Annotated in this window: 23 protein-coding genes; all 23 read left to right on the top strand. The window is 69.1% G+C overall.

The window, feature by feature from the left end; translation table 11 throughout:
- Nucleotides 1-147 precede the first annotated feature (147 nt).
- The 23 genes from rpsD to DDP54_RS17185 all read left to right on the top strand — a co-directional run bounded on the left by rpsD (nucleotide 148) and on the right by DDP54_RS17185 (nucleotide 25,290).
- Complete coding sequence (rpsD, locus tag DDP54_RS17295) at nucleotides 148-774, top strand: 30S ribosomal protein S4 (RefSeq protein WP_109133241.1); 627 nt, start codon at nucleotides 148-150, stop codon at nucleotides 772-774.
- Between the two features lie 123 nt (nucleotides 775-897).
- Entirely contained in the window at nucleotides 898-1,275 is a 378-nt protein-coding gene (locus DDP54_RS17290; protein ID WP_109133240.1) for a DUF948 domain-containing protein, read from the top strand.
- On the top strand, nucleotides 1,272-1,643 hold the full coding sequence (locus tag DDP54_RS17285) for a hypothetical protein (protein ID WP_109133239.1): 372 nt from the start codon (nucleotides 1,272-1,274) through the stop codon (nucleotides 1,641-1,643). The genes DDP54_RS17290 and DDP54_RS17285 overlap by 4 nt, the downstream gene beginning before the upstream one ends.
- A 98-nt stretch (nucleotides 1,644-1,741) precedes the next feature.
- The gene (alaS, locus tag DDP54_RS17280) at nucleotides 1,742-4,444 is read left to right on the top strand and encodes an alanine--tRNA ligase (protein WP_109133238.1); all 2,703 of its coding nucleotides are present in this window, start codon (nucleotides 1,742-1,744) and stop codon (nucleotides 4,442-4,444) included.
- A gap of 1 nt (nucleotide 4,445) precedes the next feature.
- Nucleotides 4,446-5,051, top strand: a complete 606-nt coding sequence (ruvX, locus tag DDP54_RS17275; RefSeq protein WP_109133334.1) for a Holliday junction resolvase RuvX — start codon at nucleotides 4,446-4,448, stop codon at nucleotides 5,049-5,051.
- On the top strand, nucleotides 5,044-6,195 hold the full coding sequence (mltG, locus tag DDP54_RS17270; protein ID WP_109133237.1) for an endolytic transglycosylase MltG: 1,152 nt from the start codon (nucleotides 5,044-5,046) through the stop codon (nucleotides 6,193-6,195). Before ruvX ends, mltG begins: the two co-directional genes overlap by 8 nt.
- A 5-nt stretch (nucleotides 6,196-6,200) precedes the next feature.
- Nucleotides 6,201-7,109, top strand: coding sequence for a shikimate dehydrogenase (locus tag DDP54_RS17265; protein ID WP_109133333.1), 909 nt, complete (start codon nucleotides 6,201-6,203; stop codon nucleotides 7,107-7,109).
- 114 nt (nucleotides 7,110-7,223) lie between these two features.
- The gene (locus DDP54_RS17260; protein WP_109133236.1) at nucleotides 7,224-8,897 is read left to right on the top strand and encodes an ATPase, T2SS/T4P/T4SS family; all 1,674 of its coding nucleotides are present in this window, start codon (nucleotides 7,224-7,226) and stop codon (nucleotides 8,895-8,897) included.
- Between the two features lie 138 nt (nucleotides 8,898-9,035).
- Entirely contained in the window at nucleotides 9,036-10,550 is a 1,515-nt protein-coding gene (locus tag DDP54_RS17255; RefSeq protein WP_277949614.1) for a type IV pilus twitching motility protein PilT, read from the top strand.
- The gene (locus DDP54_RS17250) at nucleotides 10,550-11,779 is read left to right on the top strand and encodes a type II secretion system F family protein (protein WP_109133234.1); all 1,230 of its coding nucleotides are present in this window, start codon (nucleotides 10,550-10,552) and stop codon (nucleotides 11,777-11,779) included. The genes DDP54_RS17255 and DDP54_RS17250 overlap by 1 nt, the downstream gene beginning before the upstream one ends.
- A gap of 210 nt (nucleotides 11,780-11,989) precedes the next feature.
- Nucleotides 11,990-12,409, top strand: coding sequence for a prepilin-type N-terminal cleavage/methylation domain-containing protein (locus tag DDP54_RS18865; RefSeq protein WP_277949613.1), 420 nt, complete (start codon nucleotides 11,990-11,992; stop codon nucleotides 12,407-12,409).
- 118 nt (nucleotides 12,410-12,527) lie between these two features.
- On the top strand, nucleotides 12,528-14,183 hold the full coding sequence (locus DDP54_RS17240) for a prepilin-type N-terminal cleavage/methylation domain-containing protein (protein WP_146192469.1): 1,656 nt from the start codon (nucleotides 12,528-12,530) through the stop codon (nucleotides 14,181-14,183).
- A 58-nt stretch (nucleotides 14,184-14,241) separates the two neighbouring features.
- Nucleotides 14,242-14,847 (top strand): type II secretion system protein, encoded by a 606-nt coding sequence (locus tag DDP54_RS17235; RefSeq protein ID WP_242448577.1) that lies wholly within the window; start codon nucleotides 14,242-14,244, stop codon nucleotides 14,845-14,847.
- The gene (locus DDP54_RS17230; protein WP_146192468.1) at nucleotides 14,835-16,388 is read left to right on the top strand and encodes a hypothetical protein; all 1,554 of its coding nucleotides are present in this window, start codon (nucleotides 14,835-14,837) and stop codon (nucleotides 16,386-16,388) included. The genes DDP54_RS17235 and DDP54_RS17230 overlap by 13 nt, the downstream gene beginning before the upstream one ends.
- A gap of 27 nt (nucleotides 16,389-16,415) precedes the next feature.
- A complete protein-coding gene (locus DDP54_RS17225; protein ID WP_109133332.1) occupies nucleotides 16,416-17,216 on the top strand; it encodes an A24 family peptidase in 801 nt (266 codons plus the stop codon).
- Nucleotides 17,217-17,325: 109 nt separating this feature from the next.
- Complete coding sequence (gene pilM / locus DDP54_RS17220) at nucleotides 17,326-18,390, top strand: type IV pilus assembly protein PilM (RefSeq protein WP_109133230.1); 1,065 nt, start codon at nucleotides 17,326-17,328, stop codon at nucleotides 18,388-18,390.
- Nucleotides 18,387-19,085: a fimbrial assembly protein gene (locus DDP54_RS17215; RefSeq protein WP_109133229.1), complete on the top strand. Its 699-nt coding sequence runs from the start codon at nucleotides 18,387-18,389 to the stop codon at nucleotides 19,083-19,085. Before pilM ends, DDP54_RS17215 begins: the two co-directional genes overlap by 4 nt.
- A 1-nt stretch (nucleotide 19,086) precedes the next feature.
- The gene (locus DDP54_RS17210; protein ID WP_109133228.1) at nucleotides 19,087-19,893 is read left to right on the top strand and encodes a hypothetical protein; all 807 of its coding nucleotides are present in this window, start codon (nucleotides 19,087-19,089) and stop codon (nucleotides 19,891-19,893) included.
- A 60-nt stretch (nucleotides 19,894-19,953) separates the two neighbouring features.
- A complete protein-coding gene (aroC, locus tag DDP54_RS17205; protein ID WP_109133331.1) occupies nucleotides 19,954-21,144 on the top strand; it encodes a chorismate synthase in 1,191 nt (396 codons plus the stop codon).
- A 68-nt stretch (nucleotides 21,145-21,212) separates the two neighbouring features.
- A complete protein-coding gene (locus tag DDP54_RS17200; protein ID WP_109133227.1) occupies nucleotides 21,213-23,063 on the top strand; it encodes a hypothetical protein in 1,851 nt (616 codons plus the stop codon).
- A gap of 23 nt (nucleotides 23,064-23,086) precedes the next feature.
- Nucleotides 23,087-23,692, top strand: a complete 606-nt coding sequence (locus DDP54_RS17195) for a shikimate kinase (protein WP_197711478.1) — start codon at nucleotides 23,087-23,089, stop codon at nucleotides 23,690-23,692.
- Nucleotides 23,679-24,821: a 3-dehydroquinate synthase gene (gene aroB / locus DDP54_RS17190; protein WP_109133225.1), complete on the top strand. Its 1,143-nt coding sequence runs from the start codon at nucleotides 23,679-23,681 to the stop codon at nucleotides 24,819-24,821. Before DDP54_RS17195 ends, aroB begins: the two co-directional genes overlap by 14 nt.
- 25 nt (nucleotides 24,822-24,846) lie before the next feature.
- Nucleotides 24,847-25,290 (top strand): type II 3-dehydroquinate dehydratase, encoded by a 444-nt coding sequence (locus DDP54_RS17185; RefSeq protein WP_109133224.1) that lies wholly within the window; start codon nucleotides 24,847-24,849, stop codon nucleotides 25,288-25,290.
- The last annotated feature ends 140 nt before the right edge of the window (nucleotides 25,291-25,430 follow it).

The following is a 25,430-nucleotide window of genomic DNA, read 5'->3' as shown; positions in this document are numbered from 1 at the left end:
TGCGCGAGCACGGACATGCCGGTCGGGTGACCACCTGGGGCCTCAGCCGCCGCGATCTGCACGCCGGGATCGCACCATGGTCGGCCCCACGCCCGCCGGATACCTCCGCGTCCGGGTGTGACGTCTACAACGACAGGAAGTTCCTCTGTGAGCAGTGTGACCCGTGCACGTCGCCAGGTGCGCCTTTCGCGCGCCCTCGGCCTCGCGCTGACGCCCAAGGCTGTCAAGCACTTCGAGAAGCGTCCCTACCCGCCCGGCGAGCACGGCCGCGCGCGTCGCCGCACCGAGTCGGACTACGCGGTCCGCCTGCGGGAGAAGCAGCGCCTGCGTGCCCAGTACGGCATCCGCGAGAAGCAGCTCGCCCGTGCGTTCGAGGACGCCCGCAAGGCCCCGGGCCTGACCGGTGAGGCGCTCGTCGAGAACCTCGAGACGCGTCTCGACGCGCTCGTCCTGCGTTCCGGCTTCGCCCGCACGATCCTCCAGGCCCGCCAGGTCGTCGTGCACCGCCACATGCTCGTCGACGGCAAGATCGTGGACCGCCCGTCGTTCCGCGTGAAGCCGGGCCAGACCATCCAGGTCAAGCCCAAGAGCCAGGCGACCGTGCCGTTCCAGGTCGCCGCCGCCGGTGCCCACCGCGACGTGCTCCCGGCCGTCCCGGGCTACCTCGAGGTCAAGCTTGAGAAGCTCAGCTCGGTCCTGGTGCGTCACCCGAAGCGCGCCGAGGTCCCCGTGACCTGCGAGGTCCAGCTCGTCGTCGAGTACTACGCCCGCTGACGCGAGCGACTGGAGCTACCGCAACGCCCCGTGTGCGCCGCCTGCGGCGGGCACGGGGCGTTGCGCTGTCCAGGTAGTGTCGGGAGAGGTGATCCGTGGCCACGGATCGGGGAAGGACGGGACATGTCGGTCGGAGACGTCGCGGGACTCATCGCGGCGATCGCATTCGTGCTGCTCGTCGGATTCCTCGCGCTGCCGTTGGTCAAGCTCGGCCGCGTGCTCGACGAGGCGCGCGTCTCGGTCAAGGAGCTGACCGACCACACGGTGCCCGTGCTCGATGAGGCCGCCTCGGCCGTCGCCTCGACCAACGTCCAGATCGAGCGGGTGGATGCGATCACGTCGTCGGCGGCGCAGGTCTCTGAGAACGTGTCCGCGCTCACGTCTCTGTTCGCCGCCACCGTCGGTTCCCCGATGATCAAGGTCGCCGCGTTCTCGTACGGCGTTCGGCGCGCCCTGTCCGGACTGGGCGCGGCCGCCCGCGCATCGAGGAGCAAGCGATGAAGCGCCTCGTGTGGATCGCGATCGGGGCTGCGGTCACCGTCGTCGTGATCCGCAAGGGTGCCGAGCTGAGCGAGCGCTATCTCCCCGCGGGCGCTCGTGACGCCGCCGGGACGGTTGGTCGGGTCGCGAGCGCCGCCCGGACCGTCAAGACCGAGTTCCTTGCCGGTATCGCCGAGCGCGAGGTCGAGCTGCGCCACGACCTGATCGGCGACGTCGACGTCGAGGCCCTCCGCTCCGAGCGCGCTCGGGACCGCGCGGACCGCACTCACGCTCCCCGAGCCACCCGCGCCGGCCGCGGGTGGGCGGACGGACCGACCGAGGACCCTGAGGACGACGGCGACGACGGCCTCCCGTACTCGTTCTTCTGAACCTCGCTCCACCAGCACCCCGACACCCAGTACGCAGACCCACCCGCGACCGGCGGACGACGCAGGTCACCCCAGCACAGACGAACACCGAGGACATCATGCTTACCGCCGAGATCCGCCAGCGTTGGCTCGACTACTTCGAGGGCCACGGGCACACCGTCGTCCCGTCGGCCCCGCTCATCTCGCCCGACCCCTCGACGCTGTTCGTCATCGCGGGCATGGTGCCGTTCATCCCGTACATGCTCGGCGAGCAGACGGCCCCGTGGCCGCGCGCGACGAGCGTGCAGAAGTGCGTGCGCACCCTCGACATCGAGGAGGTCGGGAAGACGACCCGGCACGGCACGTTCTTCCAGATGAACGGCAACTTCTCGTTCGGCGACTACTTCAAGGAAGGCGCGATCACCTACGCGTGGGAGCTCATCACGGGCTCGCAGGCCGACGGCGGGTACGGCTTCGACCCCGACACGATCTGGGTGACGGTCTTCCACGACGACGACGAGGCGGCCCTGCTCTGGAAGAAGATCGCCGGGCTGCCCGACGAGCGCATCCAGCGCCGCGGCATGAAGGACAACTTCTGGTCCACGGGCGCCCGCGGGCCCGCCGGCCCGTGCTCCGAGATCTATGTCGACCGCGGCCCGGCCTACGGCCTCGAGGGCGGGCCGATCGTCGACGAGGACCGGTACATCGAGATCTGGAACCTCGTCTTCATGCAGTACGAGCGCGGCGACGGCGGTGGCAAGGAGTCGTTCCCGATCCTGGGTGACCTCAAGCAGCGCAACATCGACACCGGCATGGGACTCGAGCGCGTCGCGTACCTCATGCAGGGCGTCGACAACATGTACGAGATCGACCAGGTGTTCCCGGTCATCCAGGCCGCGCAGGAGCTCTCGGGTCGCCGGTACGGCGCCGACCACGCGGACGACATCCGGATGCGCGTCGTCGCCGACCACGTGCGCAGCGGCCTGATGCTCATGAGTGACGGTGTGACCCCGTCGAACGAAGGACGCGGCTACGTGCTCCGTCGGCTCCTGCGCCGCTCGGTGCGCGCGATGCGGCTGCTCGGCGTCGAGGACCTCGCGCTCCCGTCGCTGCTTCCGGCGAGCCGGGACGCCATGAGCCCGTCCTACCCGGAGCTCGCGGCGAACTTCGAGCGTCTGAGCGCGATCGCGTACAACGAGGAGGACGCGTTCCGGCGCACCCTTGTCGCCGGCACGACGATCCTCGACACGGCCGTGCAGGCAGTCAAGGCCGCGCCGACCGCTGCGGCATCGACCCCCGTCCTGTCCGGCGAGAAGGCCTTCCAGCTCCACGACACCTACGGCTTCCCCATCGATCTGACTCTCGAGATGGCGGCGGAGCAGGGCGTCGAGGTCGACGAGACCGCGTTCCGCTCGCTCATGCAGGCGCAACGCGACCGGGCGCGGTCGGACACGCTCGCGAAGCGTGCCGGGCGTGCGGACACCACGGCGTACCAGCAGCTCAAGGCCGAGCTCAGCACCGACACGGCCGGCCCGGTCGAGTTCCTCGGGTACACGGAGGCGACGGCGCGCTCGCGCGTCGTGGGCCTTCTGGTGGACGGGGTCCCGGCTCCGGCTGCGACGGCGCCGGCCGACGTCGAGATCGTGCTCGACCGCACGCCGTTCTATGCCGAGGGCGGCGGGCAGCTCGCCGACCAGGGCACGATCCTGCTCGACGGCGGCGCGCGCATCGAGGTCGACGACGTCCAGGCGCCCGTCAAGGGCCTGTCGGTGCACCACGGCCGCCTGGTCGACGGCACCGTGACCTTCGGCGAGTCGGGCACCGCGACGATCGACGTCTTCCGCCGCAAGGCGATCAGCCGCGCCCACACGGCGACGCACATGATCCACAAGGCCCTGCACGAGTCGCTCGGCGAGACGGCGACCCAGGCCGGCTCCGAGAACGCCCCCAGCCGGATCCGCTTCGACTTCCGGTCGGGCTCCGCCGTGCCCGGCGGCGTCCTGGCCGAGATCGAGGAGCGGGTCAACACCCAGCTCGCGGAGAACCTCGACGTCACCGACGAGGTCATGCCGATCACCGAGGCGCGTGCCCTGGGCGCGATGGCGCTGTTCGGGGAGAAGTACGGCGACCGTGTGCGGGTCGTCTCGATCGGCGGCGACTGGTCGCGGGAGCTGTGTGCCGGGACCCACGTGCGCCGCTCGGGCCAGCTCGGTCTCGTGACGCTCCTCGGCGAGTCCTCGATCGGCTCCGGTGTGCGCCGCGTCGACGCGCTGGTCGGCGACGGCGCCTACGGGTTCCAGGCCAAGGAGCACGCGCTCGTCGGGCAGCTGTCCGGCCTTCTCGGCGCGCGTCCCGACGAGCTGAGCGACCGGGTCTCGACTCTCCTGACGCGGCTCAAGGACTCGGAGAAGGAGCTCGGCGCACTCCGGCAGGCGCAGGCGCTCGCCGGGGCGGGAGCCCTGGCCGACGGCGCCGTGGACGCCGGTGGAGTCAAGGTCGTGACGCACGACGCGGGTGACATCGGCTCGGCCGACGACCTGCGCACGGTCGTCCTGGACGTGCGCGCCCGGCTGGGCGAGTCGGCGCCGGTCGTCGTCGCCATCGGAGGCGTTCACAAGGGCCGTCCGCTCGTCGTCGTCGCGACGAACGCCGCAGCCCGTGAGCGCGGCGTTCGCGCCGGGGCGCTGGTCAAGGTCGCCTCGAGCGTGCTCGGTGGTGGCGGTGGCGGCAAGGACGACCTGGCTCAGGGCGGTGGCACCGACGCGACCCGTCTCGGCGAGGCGCTCGACGGCATCCGCACGGCGATCGGCGCGGCAGCCTGAGGTGCCGGGTCTGACTGTCTCCCGAGGACCTCGGCTCGCGGTCGACGTGGGCAGCGTCCGCGTCGGACTGGCGACCAGCGATCCTGACGGCCTGATCGCGACGCCCGTCGACACCCTGGCGCGGGACACGGCGCGGCCCGGCCCGGGTCGGTTCCCTTCGGACGTGGCGCGGATCGTGACGGAGGTGCGTGAGCGGGGTGCAGCTGCTGTGTACGTCGGGCTGCCTCGACATCTTTCGGGCCACGAAGGGGCGTCATCGGCCTCGGCACGTGGGTACGCTGTGACGTTGGCGCAGGCGGTTGCACCCGTGGGGGTGTGGCTCGTCGATGAGCGGATGAGCACGGTGACCGCCCATCAAGCGCTGCATGCGTCCGGCAGGTCCGGGCGCCACCACCGGCAGGTCATCGATCAAGCGGCCGCGGTGGTGATCCTGCAGGCCGCGCTGGATGCGGAACGTGCGACCGGGCGGCGATCCGGTGAACGGGTCGAGGTCGACCCCGGCACTCCGGACCAGCGCGAGGGGGGCTGCGGGGCCGACGACTCGACGACCCAGGGCCGCATCGCCCATGACCTGCACGACGGAACGGAGGGACGACCCGATGAGTGATCTCTTCCTCGGGGCCCCGGCTCACCACCAGGAGGAGCCCCTGCCGTCCCGCCGGGCCCACCAGCGGGGCAAGGCACGCAAGGCCAAGGAACGCCGCAGCCGTCGCCGCCGGAGCCTGGTGGTTCTGCTCATGGCTCTCGCGCTCGTCGGCGGGGCGGCGTACGTCGTCGTCAGCGTGCTCGGCATCGACTTCTCCTCGACGAGCTCCCAGAAGGCCGTCACGGACTACCCGGGCCCGGGCCAGGGCTCGGTGGACGTCGTCGTCGCGACCGGCGACAGCGGCGCAGCGATCGGCGCGACGCTCCAGAAGGCGGATGTCGTCGCCACCGCGGGCGCCTTCACGAAGGCGTTCAACGCGAACCCTGCCGCGGCGTCGATCCAGCCCGGGACGTACCGGCTCTTCATGCAGATGAAGGCGTCGGACGCCGTCTCTGCGCTGCTGAACCCGGCGAGCCGAGTCTCGTTCAAGGTCACGATCCAGGAGGGTCTCTCGGTCAAGGAGATCCTCGCCAAGATCTCCACCGCGACCGGGATCCCCGCGGCAGACCTCGACGCGGCCGCGGCTGACACCGCCGCTCTGGGGCTGCCGGCGGAGGCCGGTGGTCAGCTCGAGGGCTGGCTGTTCCCGCTCACGTACCAGGTCGAGCCCGGTGCGACGGCGAGCTCGGTGCTCACGCCGATGGTGGCCAAGACCGTCGAGGTGCTCACCGCCAAGCAGGTCCCGCAGGCGAAGTGGGAGGACACGCTCATCCGCGCCTCGCTCGTCGAGGAGGAGGGCAAGTCGCCCGAGGACCGCGCGAAGATCGCCCAGGCGATCCAGAACCGGCTCGACATCGACATGCGCCTGCAGATCGACGCATCTCTCGCGTACGGGCTGGGTCGGCCAGGCACCTCGCTGACGAACGACGACAAGCTGGTCGACAACCCGTTCAACCTCGAGAACCGGGTCGGTCTGCCGCCGTACCCGATCGCGTCGCCGAGCGAGGTGTCGATCGATGCGGTCCTCAACCCGACGCCAGGAGACTGGCTGTTCTGGACAGCGGTCAACCTCGACACGGGTGAGACCAAGTTCGCCACGACGCTTGCTGAGCACAACGTGAACGTCGCCGAGCTGAGGGCGTGGCAGAAGGCCAACGGGAAGTGACCGACGTGCGCGGTGGACGGCGTGCCGCCGTCCTCGGGCACCCGATCGCGCACTCGCTCTCGCCGGTGCTGCACCGTGCCGCCTACGCCGCGCTCGGCCTGGACACGTGGCGGTACGACGCCGTGGACGTCACGGAGGAGCAGCTGCCGGCATTCCTCGAGTCGCTGACGGGGGAGTGGGCCGGGCTCAGCCTGACGATGCCGCTCAAGCAGACGGTCATCGGGCTGCTCGACCACATCGAGCCGCTCGCCGAGGTCGTCGGTGCCGTCAACACCGTGCTGGTCCAGGCCGGGCGCGGCCGCCCGGTGCTCACCGGCGCCAACACCGACGTGTACGGGATCGTCACTGCGCTGGCGGAGACGCTCACCACCGGCCCCGTCGCGTCGGCCCGGCGAACCGCCGCGGTGCTCGGCGGTGGTGCGACCGCCGCCTCGACGCTCGCAGCGCTCGCGCAGCTCGGGTGCACGACGCCCGTCGTGTACGTGCGCTCGCTCGGACGGATCGGTGGGCTCATGCGCGCCGCCCACCGGATGGGAGTCGAACCGCGGTACGTGAGCTCGGACACCGCCGCTCACGAGATCACGTCCGCCGACCTCGTCGTCTCGACGCTGCCCCCGCACGCCGCCGACGTCCTCGCGACGCAGATCGCCGCGCGGGCCTCCGAGCACGGCGCCGTCGCACCGACCGGGGTGCTCCTCGATGTCGCCTACGACCCGCGCCCGACTGCCCTCGCGGCCGCGTGGGCGCGCGCCGGGGGCCCCGTCGTCGGCGGTGAACGCATGCTGCTGCACCAGGCCGCCGAGCAGGTGCGGCTCATGACGGGTCGCCCCGGGCCCGTCGACGCCATGGCGGCCGCGCTGGCCGACGCGCTCGAGCAGGTCGACGCCCAGGCAGACCCCGCACCGCGCGCCTGACGAAATCCATCCGGCGAAACACGCCGCGGATCCTTACCCTCACCCGTTCGCGTGCCGATCTGGTTGATGGCACCTGTGCGGTCGGAGCACAGCACCGTGACGAGAGGACCCACCGTGAAGGCACTGGGCGAGATCCTGCTGGACGAGGGGCTGGTCACCGAGGGTCAGCTCATGGCGGCGCTGGACGAGCAGGTGGCACGCGGGCAGTCGCTGGGCCGCACCCTCGTCGAGATCGGGGTCCTGTCCGAGGGTCAGCTCGTGGCGGCGCTCGCGCGGCAGGTCGGCATGGAGTTCATCGACCTCGACGACTACCCGGTGGACCGCATGGCGGTCGCGACCGTCCCCGCCGCGCTGTGCCGGCGCTACACGGTGCTGCCGATCGCGATCCAGAACGGCACGCTGATCCTCGCCACGGCCGACCCCGGCAACGTCGTCGCGGTCGACGACGTCCGGACGATGTCGCGGATGCCCGTGACGCCCGTCGTCGCGACGTTCGAGAACCTCGCGCGGGCGATCGACCGGTACTGCCGCTCGGACGGCGAGATGGAGGACCTGTCCTCGGCGTTCGAGGAGGAGGCCTCGCTCGCCGAGGCGGAGGCCGCGAAGGTCGGCGAGTACGTCGACGACGACGCGCCGATCGTCCGCTATGTCAACCTGCTCGTGAGCCAGGCCATCACCGACCGAGCGTCCGACATCCACATCGAGCCGGCCGAGCACGACCTGCGCGTGCGGTACCGGATCGACGGCGTGCTCCACGAGATGCAGCGGTCGCCCAAGCAGATCCAGGGCGGCGTGATCAGCCGCGTGAAGATCCTCTCGGACATCGACATCGCGGAGAAGCGCAAGCCGCAGGACGGCCGCATGTCCGTCGTGCACAACGGCCGGAAGATCGACCTCCGCGTCGCGACGCTCCCCACGGTGTGGGGCGAGAAGATCGTCATGCGAATCCTCGACAACTCCACGGCGAGCCTCGACCTGCGGGACCTGTCGTTCCTCGACGACAACTACGAGACGTATCACGAGTCGTTCACCAAGCCCTACGGGATGATCCTGGTGACGGGGCCGACGGGGTCGGGCAAGTCGACGACCCTCTACGCGACCCTCAACGCCGTCTCACGCCCCGAGATCAACGTCATCACGGTCGAGGACCCGGTCGAGTACCGACTCGACGGGATCAACCAGGTCCAGGTCAACCCCAAGGCCGGCCTGACGTTCGCGAGTGCGCTGCGCTCGATCCTGCGGTCCGACCCCGACGTCGTCCTCATCGGTGAGGTCCGCGACCACGAGACTGCCCAGATCGCGATCGAGGCCGCCCTCACCGGCCACCTCGTCCTGTCCACGCTGCACACCAACGACGCACCCTCGGCCATCACGCGTCTCATCGAGATGGGCATCGAGCCCTTCCTCGTCGGCTCGGCGCTCGACGCCATCGTCGCTCAGCGGCTCGCCCGCAAGCTCTGCGACAAGTGCAAGGAGCCGTACGAGCCGACAGAGGTCGAGCTCGTGGGCGCCCGCTTCCCATGGATGCCGGGGGAGGAGATGCCGATCCTCTACCGTCCGGTCGGGTGCGCGACGTGCTCCAAGACGGGCTACCGCGGGCGTATCGCGCTGCACGAGGTGATGCGCGTGTCGGAGGAGATCGAGCGTCTCGCCGTGTCGCACGCCTCGGCCGCAGAGATCGCCCTCATGGCGCGCAAGCAGGGCATGGTCCAGCTCCGCGACGACGGCTGGATCAAGGTCGTCATGGGCCAGACCTCGATCGAGGAGATCCTGCGCGTCGTGGCCTGAGTCCTGCGTGACCCGTTCCCCGGAAATCGCTCAAGGCTGGGCGGAACCGGACCGATGAATGCTCATGGGTGTGCCCGGCCCGCCGTCGGCGGCGCGGCACCACCCAGGACGCGTGTGCGACGACGTGGAGGCTGAACCGTGAGCGACCCATACCAGGCCCCGAATGGGGAACCGACCCGGCCGCTGCCGCCCTACCGGCCCGCCGGTCCCCAGGTCGGCGCTGTGCCCGACCGGCCGACCCAGCCGGTGTACTCGCCTGTGCCGTCGCAGAGCACCGGTGCGGTGCCCCCGCAGCTCCGCGCGCCGGTCGCCAACCCCCAGCCGGCCGCGACGGCCTACACGCCGACGATTTCTCCCGCGAACGGCAGCGCACAGGTTCCCCCGCCCGCGCCCGCCGCTCGGCGACCGGAGCCGACGGCGCCCCCCGCTCCACCCACGCCCCACGCACCGCCAGCGGGTCGCGATCGCGCCGCCCGCATCGGCATGGCGCAGGAGGCCCACCCGGACGATCTGCCGCTCGACGAGGCACTCATCGCCATGGTCAAGGCCGGTGCGTCTGACCTGCACCTGACGACCGGCGCGCCGCCCATGATCCGCAAGAGCGGTTCACTCAAGGCGCTCGAGGGCTTCGCGATCCTCAACGGCGAGGCTCTCCAGCGCAGCATCTACGCAATCTTGACCCAGAAGCAGCGTGAGAAGTTCGAGGACGAGCTCGAGCTCGACTTCGCCTACGCGGTGCGCGGTGTGGCCCGGTTCCGGGTCAACCTCTACCAGCAGCGCGACTCGATCGGCGCGGCCTTCCGCGTCATCCCGTACGAGATCAAGGCGCTCGAGGACCTCGGCGTGCCGCCGGTCGTCGGGACGTTCGCCGGGCTGCCGCGTGGGTTGGTCCTTGTCACAGGCCCGACGGGCTCCGGCAAGTCCACGACGCTCGCCGCGATCGTCGACCTCGCAAACCGGACCCGCGAAGACCACATCATGACGGTCGAGGACCCGATCGAGTTCCTCCACCGGCACAAGAAGTCGCTCATCAACCAGCGTGAGGTCGGCGCCGACACGCACTCGTTCGCCGCCGCGCTCAAGCACGTGCTGCGCCAGGACCCCGACATCATCCTGGTGGGCGAGATGCGTGACCTCGAGACGATCTCCGTGGCCCTGACGGCGGCCGAGACCGGTCACCTCGTCTTCGCGACGCTGCACACGTCGGACGCCGCGCAGACGATCGACCGGATCATCGACGTGTTCCCGTCCCACCAGCAGTCGCAGATCCGCACCCAGCTCGCCGCCGCGCTCCAGGGCGTCGTCTGCCAGACGCTCTGCAAGCGCGCCGACTCACCCGAACGCGTGGTGGCGACCGAGGTGCTCATCGCGACCCCCGCGATCCGCAACCTCATCCGCGAGGGCAAGACGCACCAGATCTACTCGTCGATGCAGGCCGGCGCCCAGCTCGGCATGCACACCCTCGACCAGCACCTCGCCGAGCTCGTCAAGGTCGGCAAGATCTCGTACGAGACCGGCCTCGAGAAGTGCCAGCACATCGAGGACTTCAACCGGCTCACCGGGCGGTTCTCCGGCGGGTCGCAGGGCGCCGCGGGCGTCGGCGGCATGCAGGCTCTCGGAGGCGCTCAGGGCCTCGGGATGCAGGCGTTCTGATGGCCACCGACACGAAGGTCTTCGAGTACGCGGTCCGCGACCGCACCGGCAGCCTCGTCAAGGGACGCATCGAGGCGAACAACCAGGCCGCGGTCGCCGGTCGGCTCAAGGGGATGGGCCTCGCGCCCGTCTCCATCGCCGAGGTCAAGAACACCGGGATGAGTCGCGAGATCTCGATCCCCGGTTTCGGGGAGAAGATCACCCTCAAGGACCTCGCGATCATGGCGCGTCAGCTCGCGACCATGATCAACGCAGGCCTCTCACTGATCCGGGCCCTCGCGATCCTCGCGGACCAGACGGAGTCGAAGCCTCTCGCCAAGGTCCTCGCGCAGGTGCGCAACGATGTCGAGACCGGCATCTCGTTCTCCGCGGCGCTCAGCAAGCACGCCGCGGTGTTTCCGCCACTCATGATCAACATGGTGAAGGCCGGCGAGGTCGGCGGGTTCCTCGACCAGGTGCTCCTCTCGGTTGCGGAGAACTTCGAGGCCGAGGTCAAGCTGCATGGCAAGATCAAGTCGGCCATGACCTACCCGGTGGTCGTCTTCGTTATCGCGATCCTCGCGACCATCGGCATGCTGCTGTTCATCGTTCCGGTGTTCGCCACGATGTTCACCACCCTCGGCGGGACTCTGCCGTTGCCGACCCGCATCCTCATGATGATGTCGACGGTCATGAAGTGGACAGTCATCCCGTTCGTCATTGCCTTGGCCGTCTTCGCTGCCTGGTGGCGCAAGCACAAGAACGACCATGGGGTTCGCACACGGGTCGATCCGTGGAAACTGAAGGCACCCGTCTTCGGCCAGCTGTTCCAGAAGATCGCCGTCTCACGGTTCACCCGCAACTTCGGCACGATGATCCACGCGGGCGTGCCGATTCTTCAGGCGCTTGACATCGTTGGCGAGACGAGCGGCAATGTCGTGATTGAGAACGCGTCGAAGGCAGTCGGGGAGTCCGTGCGGCGTGGCGAGTCACTGACTGGTCCCCTCTCGCAGCACCCCGTGTTCCCGCCCATGGTCGTCCAGATGATGTCCGTGGGTGAAGACACAGGAGCGCTCGACACCATGCTTGACAAGATCGCCGACTTCTACGACCAAGAGGTCGAGGCGACGACCGATCAGCTCACAAGCCTCATCGAGCCGATCATGATAGTCGTGATCGGAGCCATCATCGGGTCGATGATCATCGCCATGTACATGCCGATCTTCGGCGTCTTCGACCTGATCAAGTAGCGGCGATCCGGCGGCCGATCTCCTGACCGTTGGGCTGACCGGGTGAATTCCGCGTCACAGCGACCCGGAGCCTCAAGGGTGCGACCGTCGTCACCGATGAAGTCGGTGCAGCACCCTGATCCGGCTCCTGGCCGGCACTGAAGTAGAAGTCAACCTCATCAGCACACCTCGAACGGGAGCACTCACGTGATCGCTCGTATTCAGAAGTCCATGAAGGAGAAGGACCAGGGCTTCACCCTGATCGAGCTCCTTGTCGTCATGATCATCATCGGCATCCTCGCGGCCATCGCGATCCCGGTCTTCCTCAACCAGCGCAAGAAGGCTGCCGAGACCGCAGCCAAGGCGGACGTGAGCACCATCGGCAAGGAGATCGCGGCGTACTACGTCGATGGAACGCTTCCGCTGACGCTCACTGTCACGGCAGCAGCAGTGACTCCGCCCGTGTGGACGCTCGCAGATGCTGGAACACCCGTCTACACCACGAGCGGCAAGCTCTCGGGGAAGAACACCACAAGCGGCACGGTCACGGATGGCACCAACTTCTGCGTGCAGGTCGACCCGGGCGCCTCCATCGCTGGCGCAGGTATCTGGAGCTACAACCAGGATGGGCTCAAGAAGGGCGCCTGCTAGTAGTCGTAGTAGTCACACCGCGCCGTCATGGTGGAGCGGATGCCGTAGCGCATCTGCTCCACCATGGCGCGTTGGCGATATCCGGACCACGTTGGGAGGAGGACAGATGAGACGCTCCGTGAGCACCGTCAGGGACCTAGGTGACGACGGGTTCACCCTCATCGAGATCATCCTCGCCATGTTCATCGTTGTCGCAGTGATGACCACGGTGCTCGGCCTCGTGGTCTCAGCGCTCGGAACGCTGGCCCAGTCCCGACAGCGACAGTCCGGATCAGCTCTCGCGACAGAGGCGATCGAGTCCCTTCGCGCGTTGCCGTATGCGACGGTGACCGCCGGCGCACCTGGCGGGTGCAACACTTCCCTCGGACTGGCGGCCACGAGCACGTACGTGACCACCGTCGGCCTCGCCCAGACATTCACGCCCCCTGCAACCGTCCTTTCGGTCCCGGCAGAAGTCCTCGTGGTGAACAGCCAGTCGCCGTGCCAGCGCACCACTGTGCAGGGCAACACGACCTACACGGTCCGGCAGTACGTGACGCAGTCGACCACTACTGATGCGTACAACCTGACGTCGATCGCGAGCTGGACGAAGCACGGCGGCGCCACCACCTACTCGGCGGAGCGATCGACAACCTTCTCGCCGGGCGGCTGCCTGGTGAGCACCCTGCACCCCTTCTCAGGCCCCTGTCAGTCTGCGTTCTCGGGGCGCGCGGGGTCGGACTCCTTCAATCTGACCGTCACGCAGCTCGACCCGACTGACACTTCGATCGTCGGCCCGCTCATCGGGAGCCTCGGACTCCCCGCTGTCAGCAGCAGCCTTGAGGTCGAGCAGACCGTCGCACTGATGTCGACTGGTATTGGAGCAGGCGCTCAGGATGCTCTCGGTTCCGGGGTGGTGACGAGCAGGGTTCTCGAAGCGAACAGCGACCCGACCTCGGGAAGCACCCGGAACTACTCACAGAGCTACACGATCGCAGGCGGGTCATTGAGTCCGACGCCGGCTGCGTTCTCTGCCTCGTCGTCGAGCGCCAGCCTCAACGGTGATGTCGCGGCGAGCGGCGCGGTGTGCACGTTGCCGACGGCCACCGGCACCGTGCAGATTGCCACAGGTCCTGCTGGAGAGTTCCGCCCCTGCAGCGCTGCCACGATCTCGGGCCCCGGCAACGCCACGGCGACCCTCTCCTCGAACGCGTTGCTCACGGCGTCGGGGATCTCCGGCTCGGCAGGAGCGGCGAATGTCGTCGGTGTGTCGACGCCTGGAATCTGCGGCGCTGCGGCACCGGGGTGCGCCCACTCGTCGGTGAAGCGAGCGGTCGACGTCCTGACGTTTGCTCCTGTCGTTGGCCCTTCCGGACTCTGGGAGATCTCGAACCTCAAAGAGTTCGCGGTCTCCGAGGCGGGTGCCTCCGCGACTTCACCGCCCGCGACGCGTTCAGGGACGCTCAAGCTCTGGAACGGGACGGCGTACGCGCCGCTGGTCACGCTCTCCGGGACCACCGAAGGGACCTGGACCTGGGGGACGGCGGCGGGTTCGACATATCCACCTATCACGGTGGGCACGACGACGATCTCCGGGAGCCTGACGATCACCCGAGCCGGATCGACTGCCAGCGGGCCCGCCAACTGCCTGGCATCCGCCTGCGTCTCCACCCAGAAGAGCGGGTCCATCGCCGGGTCTTTCCAGGTGACGTCTCCAGGCAGCGCTTATCGGGTGGACCTGGCACTCGGCGGCGTCTCGGCCATCTCCGCATACCAGGCGGCTCCAGTTGGCTAACCAGAGCGGTCGCGCCAAGAGCGACCAAGGGACAACACTCGTCGAGCTGCTCGTCTCGATGACGATCTTCACCATCGTCATCACCATCGTCATGGGTGCTCTCATCACGCTCATGACCGTTAGCAACGGCGCCTTCAACCGGGCGGATGCGCAGAGCGAGATCCGGGTGGGTCTCGCTGACATCAGCAAGCAGATGCGTTCAGGCAACGTCTTGTTCAGTCCCAAGGACGAGCCCACCGCGGTCCTCTCATGCATCAAGGCGGCAGACGGCACGGACCGTGGCAGTTGCATGCGGATCTTCACCCAGACCAACGGAATCTCTCGGTGCGTCCAGTGGCAGGTCCTCGAGGTTTCTCCTGGCGGCAACGGCAAGGCGATCCTTCGGACCAGAAACTGGGACCCGCTCTGGTCCACGTCGAACGACGTGACACCATGGCGCACCGTCGCTCGTGGCCTGACGCTCGATGCCACGAATCCACCATTCGAGCTCCAAGGGGCGGCGACGCCCTACGACCGCCGACTCCTGGATGTCGGCCTGAAGTCGTACGACGCGGACAGGGACATCAACGTGTCCATCGCTTCCTCGATCTCGGGGCGCAACACGAGCTACGGCTACGACACAGGACGGTGCGAGCCCGTTCCCTCAGAAGGTTGGACGCCGTGAAGCCCCTCCGTGCACAGGCAGTCTGGTCGAACGCCCGCGGCTCTGACCGCGAGGCGGGTATCGCGATGGTGATCGCCGTTGCGGTGATCATGCTCGTCTCGGCCGTGGTGGCGACCATCCTCGTGCTCGTCCTGCGGGAGAACGGTCTGTCTGGCCGGGAGCGGCAACGGGCAGTGTCCATCGCGAGTGCCGAGGGCCAGGTGGACGAGCTCGTCTCGCAGATCGACCATGCGTCCGTGAGCTCACTGACCGACGGGACGCTGTGCGGCACCGTCCCTGCGTTCACTTCGCGCGTCGGCCGAGACGACCTGACTGTCACGTCCACCGTCACGTACTTCCAGGCTGACGGATCGCCGATGAACTGTGCGGACGTGGCAAGCGGCGCCATCGAGGCGCGGACGGCTGCCGTGCGCGCGACAACGACGTCAACCCCTCTCCCCAACAAGGCAGCGGTGGTGCGGCACTTCGAGACCATCATCAACCTGCACCTCAATGTCAACATGAAGCAGGCGATCTTCGGCAACGACGGCGTGACGATCACTAACAACAACACGGTGGTCAACGGCGAGAACGGCGCGAACAACGGCGACGTCTACTCGAACGGCTACGTCAATTGCCGGGGCCAGATCTACGGATCTGTCTACGCAGGGACGACTGTCACGTTCGAGAACGACTGCGACTGGATCGCCGGCGATGTCTGGGCTGTCGGAAACGTCACGGCCAACCCCAACAGCATGACCATGGTGGGTGACATCAAGTCGTCGTCGGGGAGCATCTTCCTCAACCAGCTCGGCGCTCAGTCGAACAAGGTCTTCGGCGGCAAGGCATGGGCCCATGTAGCGGTCTCGGGTTCAGCCTGCCCGAGCGCGAAGTGCAACTCGGGCCAGTCCATCAACCCGCCGCCCACAGCGACATTTCCTGAGTTGACCGACGCTCACTGGACTGAACCGGTCACCGATCCTCCCGGGCTGGGCCTGGGGTTTACCACCATCACATTTCCGACGTGCATTGCCGACTTCGGCAACCCGGCATCGCTCGGATACTGGTTGAAGAACAGCGGACCCACGCTGACGCAGAACACGCTCGTCCGGATGCCCAACGACTGCACCGTCGACTTCACGAACGTCAACGGCCAGGTGATGTACCTCAACAAGGACGTTGCGATCTTCGCGCGCGGACTCAATGCGAACGGCCAGGCCTTCAACATCACGGGTCGCCCGCACTTCGTCGGCACTCCAGGTGCGCTGAAGAATCTGTACTTCATCCAGGACTACCACACGCCCGACTGCACGAAGGTCGGGATCGATGTGAACAACCACATCACCGCCGACGAGAACATCCGGCTGCTCATGTACACACCGAACAAGTTCTACTCGGCGTCGGGTAACAGCGAGATCATCGGCCAGATCTTCAGCGGGTGCGTCGCCGAGATCAACAACGTCATGGACCTCTCCTACAGCCTCCTCCCCGTCACCGGCATCCAGAACATCAGCGCGATGTCGTATTCTGCAGAGATCGTCGCCAAGCGAGAGACATCCTGAGGCCAGTCGGTGATCGTTGAGTACGGAGTGTCTGCGGGCACCGTTGCCGCAATCGTAATTGTCATCGCCGCAGGTGTAGGCCTCTTGATCGGCTCCTTCCTCAACGTCGTGATCTGGCGCGTTCCCCGCGGCGAGTCGATCGTCTCCCCGCCCAGCGCCTGCCCGAGGTGCGGCCACGTGATCCGCGCACGCGACAACGTTCCGGTGATCTCGTGGTTGATCCTCCGCGGCCGATGCCGGGACTGCGGTGAGCCGATCTCTCGGCGCTACCCGCTGGTCGAGGCCAGCACGGGCGTGCTGTTCGGACTCACGGCGTGGCACTTCGGGTTGAGCTGGGCACTGCCGGCCTATCTGTTCCTCGCCGCGGTCTCGGTCGCGCTCGCGCTCATCGACCTCGACACGAAGAGGCTGCCGAACGCGATCGTGCTGCCGTCGTATCCAGCCGCGATCGCCCTGCTGGCGCTGGCGAGCTGGAACCCGGGCGGCGCGAGTGACTGGTCCGCGCTGGGACGCGCGCTCCTCGCCGGCGCGGCACTGTACGCCGTGTACTTCGCGCTCATGGTCGTCTACCCGGCCGGCATGGGCTTCGGCGACGTGAAGCTGGCCGGTGTGCTCGGGCTGTTCCTCGGCTGGATCGGGTGGGGCGCTCTCGTCGTCGGCTGGTTCGCTGCGTTCCTCCTCGGCGGCCTGTTTGCGATCGGTCTGCTGGTGGCGGGACGCGCCAACCGCAAGACGGGGATCCCGTTCGGTCCGTGGCTCCTCCTTGGTGCAGCTGTAGGGATCGCCTGCGGGCAGGCGATCGCCGACTGGTATCTGGGTGTGCTCTGAGACCGGCGTCGGAGCAACGCTTCGGGACGAATCCATGTCACCCGCTCAAGGTCCCCTGGCGTACGCCCGATAGAGGGAACGGAAGCGTTCGGAATCGAAAGGGGCACCAGTGGCCAGCACCCGGGTGATCGGGCTCGACATCGGCACCACGGCTGTCCGGGCTGCAGAGCTCGAGTTCGGTAGCGGTGGGCCGACCGGCAAGGGCGGCGCCACGCTGCTCCGCTACGGGCAGGTCCCGCTCCCGATGGGCGCGGTGCGCGACGGTGAGGCCATCCAGCCGGAGACCGTCGCAACTGCGCTCCGCCAGCTGTGGCTCCAGCAGAAGTTCAGCTCACGCGAGGTCGTGATCGGCGTCGGGAACCAGCGCGTCCTGGTCCGCGAGCTCGACCTCCCGTGGATGCCGCTGCCCCAGCTCAAGGCCTCGCTGCCGTTCCAGGTGCAGGAGCTGCTGCCGATGTCGACCGACGAGGCGTTGCTCGACTACTTCCCGACGAGCGAGTTCGACGGGCCGAACGGACGGACCGTCCAGGGGATGCTCGTCGCTGCTCAGCGCGACACGGTCAGCGCGAACGTGCTCGCTGCCGAGAGCGCCGGGTTGCACCCGACGATGGTCGACCTCAACGCGTTCGCCCTGCTGCGCTCGGTGGCGCGAGGCGACCTGGCCCAGCGGATCGTCGCACTCGTCGACATCGGCGCAAGCGTGACGAACGTGGTGATCGCCGTGCACGGTGTGCCGCGCCTCATCAGGACGCTGCCCCTGGGTGGGCAGAACGTGACGAACGGCGTCGCGGCCGCGCTCGGGATCGCGGCCCCCGAGGCCGAGATGCTCAAGCGGGAGATCGGTGTCGGCTTCGCCGTCGGGCCTGAGCAGGCCGTCGCGGCAGAGGCCATCAGCAACGTAGCGCGGACTCTCGTCGAGGCCGTGCGCAACACCTTCGTCTACTACTCGGGCAACAACCCGGGGGCGGCGATCGAGGTCGCCGTCATGACAGGCGGCGGCTCACACCTGCCTGGGCTCGGCCAGTACCTGTCGAGCGCGGGTCGCCTGCCGGTGACGCTCGGCGATCCGCTGGCCGGCCTCAAGATCGGCAAGTCGATGCCTCGGGGCGCGCTTGCCGGACTCGAGTCTCTGGTCGCCCTGCCGATCGGCCTTGCCTACGGAGTTGCCGCATGACCGCCGTGATGGATCGCTCGAAGCCGAAGAACGCTGGACCGACGCTGATCGGCGTGTCGCTGCCGCAGGTGAACCTCCTGCCGCCCGAGGTCCGCGCCAAGCGTGGCCTGAAGGTCCTCAAGCGGTGGCTTGGCGTGAGTCTGCTCGCGACGCTCGTGCTCTGCGTGCTGGCCTACGGCGTGAGCCTCATGTCCGCCGCCGCTGCGCAGTCTGACCTGGTCACTGCGCAGGACGAGACTGCTCGGCTTCAGAAGGAGCAGCAGCAGTACGCCGAGGTGCCGCTCGTGCTGAACGCTCTGGCGAACGCGAAGGCGGCGCGGACTCTCGGGATGTCGACCGAGGTGCAGTGGAAGAACTACCTCGACGCGATCACGGCGGTGATGCCGGCGGGCGTCAGCCTCGAGACCATCACCGTCACGGGAGCGACGCCGATGACAGCGGCGGCGGCACCAGGCAGTGTCCTGCAATCGGCCAGCGTCGGGCAGATCCAGTTCAGTGGGCGCATCGATACCTTGCCTGACACGGCCGCATGGATCGACGCCCTCAATGCCGTCCCAGGCTTCTCCGACGCGTGGGTGTCGACGACCGCGATCGGCGAGACCAACAAGGTCGTCTACTACACCGTGAACTCGACCGTCCAGGTCACGGACGTTGCGTACGCCAAGCGGTTCGCCGCAGCTGAAGGGACCAAGTGACATGGGCGGAGCCAAGAGGAGTACCTGGATCGGCGGAACGGTCTTCGTCGCGCTGGTCATCATGGTCGCGACATACTTCCTCGCGGTGTCCCCGACGCTGGCCACGGCGTCCGAGACGCGCGCCGAGGTCGAGTCGACTCAGCAGTCCAACGAGCTGCTGCAGCGGAAGATCACGCAGCTCGCGGCGGACTTCGCCAAGCTTCCCGAGTACAAGGCGGACCTCGCGGCAGTCCGGGTGCAGATCCCGGTCGGCGCCGACCTGTCCGGCTATCTCCGGCAGCTCGACGCGATCGCCGTCGCGCACTCGGTGACGCTGACTTCCGTGAACCCGTCGGTGGCGGAGATGGTCGTCCCGGTCGTGTCCGCCGCGGCAGCAGCAGCCGTGCCGACCCCTGCACCAACCGCCGAGGCCACCGCCGCAGACGCCACAGGAACAGACGCGACGAGCGCTACAGCTGCCGCGCCTGTCGCCAACGCAGGACCCACGGGCTTTGCGGCAATTCCCTTCACGATGACCGTGGTCGGCACCTACGACAACGGGTTGGCCTTTCTCAGCGACCTGCAGAACGCCACGCCGCGACTGTTCCTCGTGACAGGGCTGACGGGGACGTCGCAGGCCCAGATCGTCGCCGGGGGTGGCCGCCCCGCGACCGCGATCGGGGACATCGAGCTGGCGGTCACCGGCTTCACGTATGTCCTGACAGACCCCACCGCGATCCAAGCTCCAGCGGATCCTGCCGCCGCGGTGCCCGCGCTCCCGGGTGCCGTCGCCGGCAAGAACCCGCTCATCCCGCTCGGCGGCAAGTAGCACGACCCACGGCCCGGATGAGGCGCTCCAAGCCCCGCCCGACATGGGAAGATGCGCACCATGCTTCGTTGGTTGACATCCGGTGAGTCCCACGGCCAGGCGCTGGTCGGCATCCTCGAGGGGGTGCCGGCCGGCGTCGCGGTCGAGTCCGCCGACATCCGGGCGGCGCTCGCCCGTCGGCGCCTCGGCTACGGGCGCGGCGCACGGATGAAGTTCGAGCAGGACGAGGTGCGGATCCTCGGCGGCGTGCGCCTGGGGGAGACCCAGGGCGGCCCGGTCGCGATCGAGATCGGCAACTCCGAGTGGCCCAAGTGGGTCGACGTGATGTCCGCGGACCCGGTCGACGACCCCGAGAAGCTGAACCGCGCGCGCAACGCCCCGCTCACGCGTCCCCGGCCCGGCCACGCCGACCTCGTGGGCATGCGCAAGTTCGCGTTCGACGACGCCCGTCCAGTGCTGGAGCGAGCGAGCGCCCGCGAGACCGCGACGCGTGTCGCCCTGGGGGTTGTCGCGGCCCATTTCCTCGAGCAGGCCGCAGGAATCCGGCTCGTCTCGCACGTCGTGGCGATCGGTCCGGTCGCGGTGCCCGACGACGCCGCGCTGCCCACGCCCGACGACGTGGACGCGCTCGACGCGGACCCGGTGCGCTGCCTCGACGCCGATTCGTCGGCCGCGATGGTCGCCGAGATCGACGACTGCCATGACGCGGGCGACACGCTCGGCGGGGTCGTCGAGGTGCTCGCGTACGGCGTCCCGTCCGGTCTCGGCTCGTACGTGCACGCCGACCGTCGCCTCGACGCGCGGCTCGCCGGTGCCCTCATGGGCATCCAGGCCATCAAGGGCGTCGAGGTCGGCGACGGCTTCCGGACCGCGGCACGCCGGGGTTCGCAGGCGCACGACGAGATCGAGCGGGATGCGTCGGGCCGGATCGTGCGGCGGACCAACCGGGCCGGCGGCCTTGAGGGCGGCATGACCAACGGAGAGATCGTGCGTGTCCGCGCCGCGATGAAGCCCATCTCGACGGTGCCGCGAGCGCTCGACACGATCGACACCACGTCGTCGGAGCCTGCCAAGGCTCTGCACCAGCGTTCCGACGTGTGTGCCGTGCCGCCTGCAGCGGTCGTCGCGGAAGCGATGGTCGCGCTCGTGCTCGCGGACGCGCTGCTCGAGAAGTGCGGGGGAGACTCCGTGGGCGAGGTGCGCCGCAACCTGCACGCGTACCTCGACGCCATCCCCGAGCTGCAGCGCTGAGCAACGCGCCCGGCATTCCCGGGCGGCGGGGGCTGTTGCCCGACCGGGCAGACCGGGATGATCGGGACGTGCGCGACACGACCCGACGATCGACCCCCGCAGCTCACGCCGAGGTTGAGGTCCCCGAGCTGAGCCTGGTCGTCGTGCACGGCATCGGCAGCCAGTCCGACGGCGCCACCGCGCGCGACTGGGCGCAGTCGGCGGTCGAGTTCCTCACGCGCAGCGGGACGCCCGCGCGGATCACCGACGTCGTCCCGCCGGGCATCGGCGCGCCGCCCGCCTACACGGTCGAGGTCAACGCGCCGGGCGTCGTCGCCGGCCTGCCGGTTGTGCGGCTGCAGTTCGTGGACGCGTACTGGGCGAACGCCTTCCCGGCGCCGAGCATCAGAAAGGTCGTGCGCTGGCTGTTCACGCTCGGCCCGAATCTCGCCGTCGCGCAGGCGGTGCTGTCCGCGCACCGCGACGTGCAGCCGCTGTCGCCTGGCGGCTCGCAGCGGACCAGTACGGCCGCGACGGTCGTGCGTCGGTGGGGTGCACTGACCCGCATCCTCCCGGTGACGTTCCAGCTGGTCTCGGTCGCGTTGCTCGCGCCCGTGCTGGCCGTTATCGCGCTCGCCCTGCTCGTGGTGACGGTGCTGCCGATCCCGGGTCTGCGTCGCGCGGTTGCGGGTGGCCTCGGCTTCCTCAGCGCCGGCATCGGTGACGTCACGACCGCGCTGCAGGACCCGACGTCCCTGAAGGCCATCAGGGCGCGCGTCCGGTGGACCATCGACCACGAGCTGGCGCGCCTCGGCGACCCCCGCCGGGTCCACGTGCTCGCGCACTCCCAAGGCGGGTCGATCGCGTACGGCGTCCTCGCAGGCATGCCGCCCGACCGACGTCCGACCAGGTTCACGACCGTCGGCGCCGCGACCGGGCGGCTCAACGACCTGCGGCACCTCGACCCGCTCCCGTCGTGGGCCACCGCCGCAACGACGTCGAGCGCCGTCGCGGCTCTCTCGATACTGCCGCTGTTCGGACTGCATCCGGCGCTCGTGCTCGTTCCGGTGGCGTGGATCTGCGCGATCGGCGCGCTCCAGTGGGTCTATTGGTCCAGGCGGTTCGCGGGCGACGGCGCCATCCCTCGCCTCGACCCGCTCATCGGCGTCGACTGGCTGGACCTGTGGGCGCCGTTCGACCTGGTCCCGAACGGACGAGCCGTCGAGCAGGGGGTGTCCGGATACCGGGTCACGCTGGTACCGGGCGGCATGTCGGTGCTCCACGACCATGTGTCCTACGCGTCGGACCTCGCCGAGACGGTGCCGAGGGTGCTCGCCCACGCGAGCGGAGCGTTGCCGAGGATCCGTGAGCTCGCCATGCGCCCCGGTGCCCTCGCACCGGGCGGCGCCCAGCTCGGCGCACGGCGCGGTCTGCGGGCCCGGCCGTCCCTGCGCGACTCCGGCGGCACAGGGACGAGCTGGATGCCCTGGGAGGGTCGCGACTGGTTGTCACTGGTCCTGCGCGTCGTGACGTGGCTCGGGGCGGCGACCCTCGTCGTTGCGTACCGCTGGACCCATCTGGCGGCGTGGGGACGGTGGATGCGGCAGGTCGACGCGGTCGACAGCGTTGCCGTCGTCGTCGACCGCTGGCTGACGTGGGCGACCGGGCTGTTCACGTCAGCGGGGTCGCACTGCTGCACCTCCGCGTCGCCAGTCGCCGGCGCGGCCCTCGTGGCGGTCGTCGCCGCCGTTCTCGCGGCCCTTGCCTGGCGTGCGATCGCGGCTGTCCAGCGCCGATCACTCACCCGCTGGCTGGCGACTGGTCTGGTGGAGCGCAGCGTCATCCAGCTCTCAGGCCCGCTCGTGGCCGTCGTGCTCGCGTGGATCGTCCTGGCGGTCGTCGCCGTCGTCGTTCTCGTGGGCGGTCCACCGGGGACGTGACTGGCGGGCGGTACGGTTCCCCTGTGCCTGACGACCTCCCAGCCCTACGCCCCGGTGGCGGCCCTCGCATCGTGCTCATCGGACCGCCCGGGTCGGGCAAGTCGACGGTGGCCGCGGCGCTCGGTCAACGCTGGCAGCTTGCGGTCCGGGACACCGACGACGACATCGAGCGCGTCGCTGCGAAGTCGATCAGCGACATCTTCGTTGACGACGGCGAGCCGGCCTTCCGGGAGCTCGAGCGCGCGGCGGTGGCGGCCGCGCTCGCCGAGCACGACGGTGTTCTCGCGCTCGGCGGGGGATCGGTGCTCGACGAGGCCACACAGGCTGCCCTCGCGGCCTACGCGTCGGCGGGAGGTGTCGTGGTGTTCCTCGACGTCTCGCTCGCGCACGCGGCGCCCCGCGTCGGCTTCAACACGGCCCGACCGCTGCTGCTGGGGAACCCGCGCGCGCGCTGGGCGGCCCTCATGGAGGAGCGGCGACCGGTGTACGAGCGGGTGTCCACGCTGCGCGTGGCCACGGACGGCGTGACACCGACGGAGATCGCCGAGGAGATCGAACGCGGACTGAGCCGGCTGCGGCTCGGTCGCGGCACCGAGGACGGGAACGAGGCTGGGTATGACGAGCACTGAGGCGCACGGTGGGGCGCGGGTCGTGAGCGTCGCGGGGGATGCGCCGTACGACGTCGTCATCGGCCATCACCTCCTCGGCGAGCTGCCGCGACTGTTGGGCGACCGTGTGCAGCGGGTCCTCGTCATCCACGCGGCCGCGCTCGCGACGTCGGCGGACGCGATCCGCGACGACCTCCTGTCCCACGGGTACGAGGCCCTGCTCGCCGAGGTGCCCGACGCGGAGGCCGCGAAGACCGCCCAGGTCGCCGCTTTCTGCTGGCAGGTGCTCGGGCAAGCCGACTTCACCCGGAGCGACGCCATCGTCTCGCTCGGCGGCGGCGCCACGACGGATCTCGCCGGGTTCGTCGCCTCGACGTGGCTGCGCGGGATCCGCGTCGTGCACGTCCCGACGACGCTGCTCGCGATGGTCGACGCCGCCGTCGGCGGCAAGACGGCCATCAACACGGTCGAGGGCAAGAACCTCGTCGGCACGTTCTATGCGCCCGCCGGGGTCCTGTGCGACCTCGCGTCGCTCGAGACCATGCCGCGCTTCGACTACATCGCGGGCCTCGGTGAGGTCATCAAGACCGGCTTCATCGCCGACCCGCGCATCCTCGAGATCGTCGAGGCCAACTCCTCGCTCGTTGCCGACCCGGTCCGGGCGGCCGGCTCTGCCGAGCTGCTCGAGCTCATCGAGCGGTCCGTCGCCGTCAAGGCGCGCGTCGTGGGGGAGGACCTGCGCGAGGCCGGTCTCCGCGAGATCCTCAACTACGGCCACACGTTCGGTCACGCCATCGAGCAGGTCGAGCGGTACTCGTGGCGCCACGGCGCGGCCGTGTCGGTCGGCATGGTCTTCGCGGCCGAGCTCGCACGGCTCGCGGGCCGGCTCAGCGACGCCGACGTAGAGCGCCACCGCTCGGCGCTGACCTCGGTCGGGCTTCCCGTCACCTACCGCGGGGACCGCTGGGACCAGCTGCTCGCCGCGATGCGCCGCGACAAGAAGACGCGCGGCGACCTGCTGCGGTTCGTGGTGCTCGAGGGCATCGGGCGGCCGACTCGTCTCGAAGGCCCCGACCCGACACTCCTCGCCGCGGCATACGCCGAGGTCAGCGAGGGTGCCGCCGCGCCGAGCCGCGCGATCTCGCTCTGAGCCTCGCGTCCCCTAGGCTCGGCGCATGACGCGTGTCCTGGTGCTCAACGGTCCCAACCTCGGTCGGCTCGGAGTCCGCGAGCCGGACGTCTACGGCTCCGCGTCGTACGCCGACCTCGTCACCGCGGGCGCCCGTTGGGGAGCCGAGCTCGGCCTCGACGTCGAGGTCCGCCAGACCGACTCCGAGTCCGAGCTCGTCGGCTGGCTCCATGAGTCCGTCGACTCAGGCACGCACGTCGTGCTCAACCCGGCCGCGTTCACGCACTACTCCTACGCGCTGCGCGACGCCGCGGCCCAGGTCACGAAGGCCGGCCTCGTGCTCGTCGAGGTGCACCTGTCGAACCCGTATGCACGCGAGACGTTCCGGCATACGTCGGTGATCGGCGGCGTCGCGACCGGAACGGTTGCGGGCTTCGGTTTCGAGTCGTACCACCTCGCGCTGCTGGCAGTCGCCTCCCGGCTCAGCTGACCCGGTGGACCCGAGGGTTCTGGACGCTAGATGCGCAGAGCCTCGAGTCGACGACATCGAGGCTTGTTAGATCACGAACAGGTCGCTAGCCTTGTTGTATGTGGGTCATGACGATAGATCAGCAGGGGAGCCAGGTCGTC

The sequence above is a fragment of the Cellulomonas sp. WB94 genome (assembly GCF_003115775.1).
Classification (GTDB): Bacteria; Actinomycetota; Actinomycetes; order Actinomycetales; family Cellulomonadaceae; genus Cellulomonas_A.
This window is presented reverse-complemented; position numbering and strand designations above follow the sequence as displayed.

What these genes read in the sequence shown, in the direction of transcription:
- DDP54_RS17290 (WP_109133240.1), top strand. Translation starts at nt 898, where the DNA reads ATGTCGGTCGGAGACGTCGCGGGACTCATCGCGGCGATCGCATTCGTG.
- DDP54_RS17285 (WP_109133239.1), top strand. Translation starts at nt 1,272, where the DNA reads ATGAAGCGCCTCGTGTGGATCGCGATCGGGGCTGCGGTCACCGTCGTC.
- alaS (WP_109133238.1), top strand. Translation starts at nt 1,742, where the DNA reads ATGCTTACCGCCGAGATCCGCCAGCGTTGGCTCGACTACTTCGAGGGC.
- mltG (WP_109133237.1), top strand. Translation starts at nt 5,044, where the DNA reads ATGAGTGATCTCTTCCTCGGGGCCCCGGCTCACCACCAGGAGGAGCCC.
- DDP54_RS17250 (WP_109133234.1), top strand. Translation starts at nt 10,550, where the DNA reads ATGGCCACCGACACGAAGGTCTTCGAGTACGCGGTCCGCGACCGCACC.
- DDP54_RS18865 (WP_277949613.1), top strand. Translation starts at nt 11,990, where the DNA reads ATGAAGGAGAAGGACCAGGGCTTCACCCTGATCGAGCTCCTTGTCGTC.
- DDP54_RS17235 (WP_242448577.1), top strand. Translation starts at nt 14,242, where the DNA reads ATGACGATCTTCACCATCGTCATCACCATCGTCATGGGTGCTCTCATC.
- DDP54_RS17215 (WP_109133229.1), top strand. Translation starts at nt 18,387, where the DNA reads ATGACCGCCGTGATGGATCGCTCGAAGCCGAAGAACGCTGGACCGACG.
- DDP54_RS17210 (WP_109133228.1), top strand. Translation starts at nt 19,087, where the DNA reads ATGGGCGGAGCCAAGAGGAGTACCTGGATCGGCGGAACGGTCTTCGTC.
- aroC (WP_109133331.1), top strand. Translation starts at nt 19,954, where the DNA reads ATGCTTCGTTGGTTGACATCCGGTGAGTCCCACGGCCAGGCGCTGGTC.
- aroB (WP_109133225.1), top strand. Translation starts at nt 23,679, where the DNA reads ATGACGAGCACTGAGGCGCACGGTGGGGCGCGGGTCGTGAGCGTCGCG.
- DDP54_RS17185 (WP_109133224.1), top strand. Translation starts at nt 24,847, where the DNA reads ATGACGCGTGTCCTGGTGCTCAACGGTCCCAACCTCGGTCGGCTCGGA.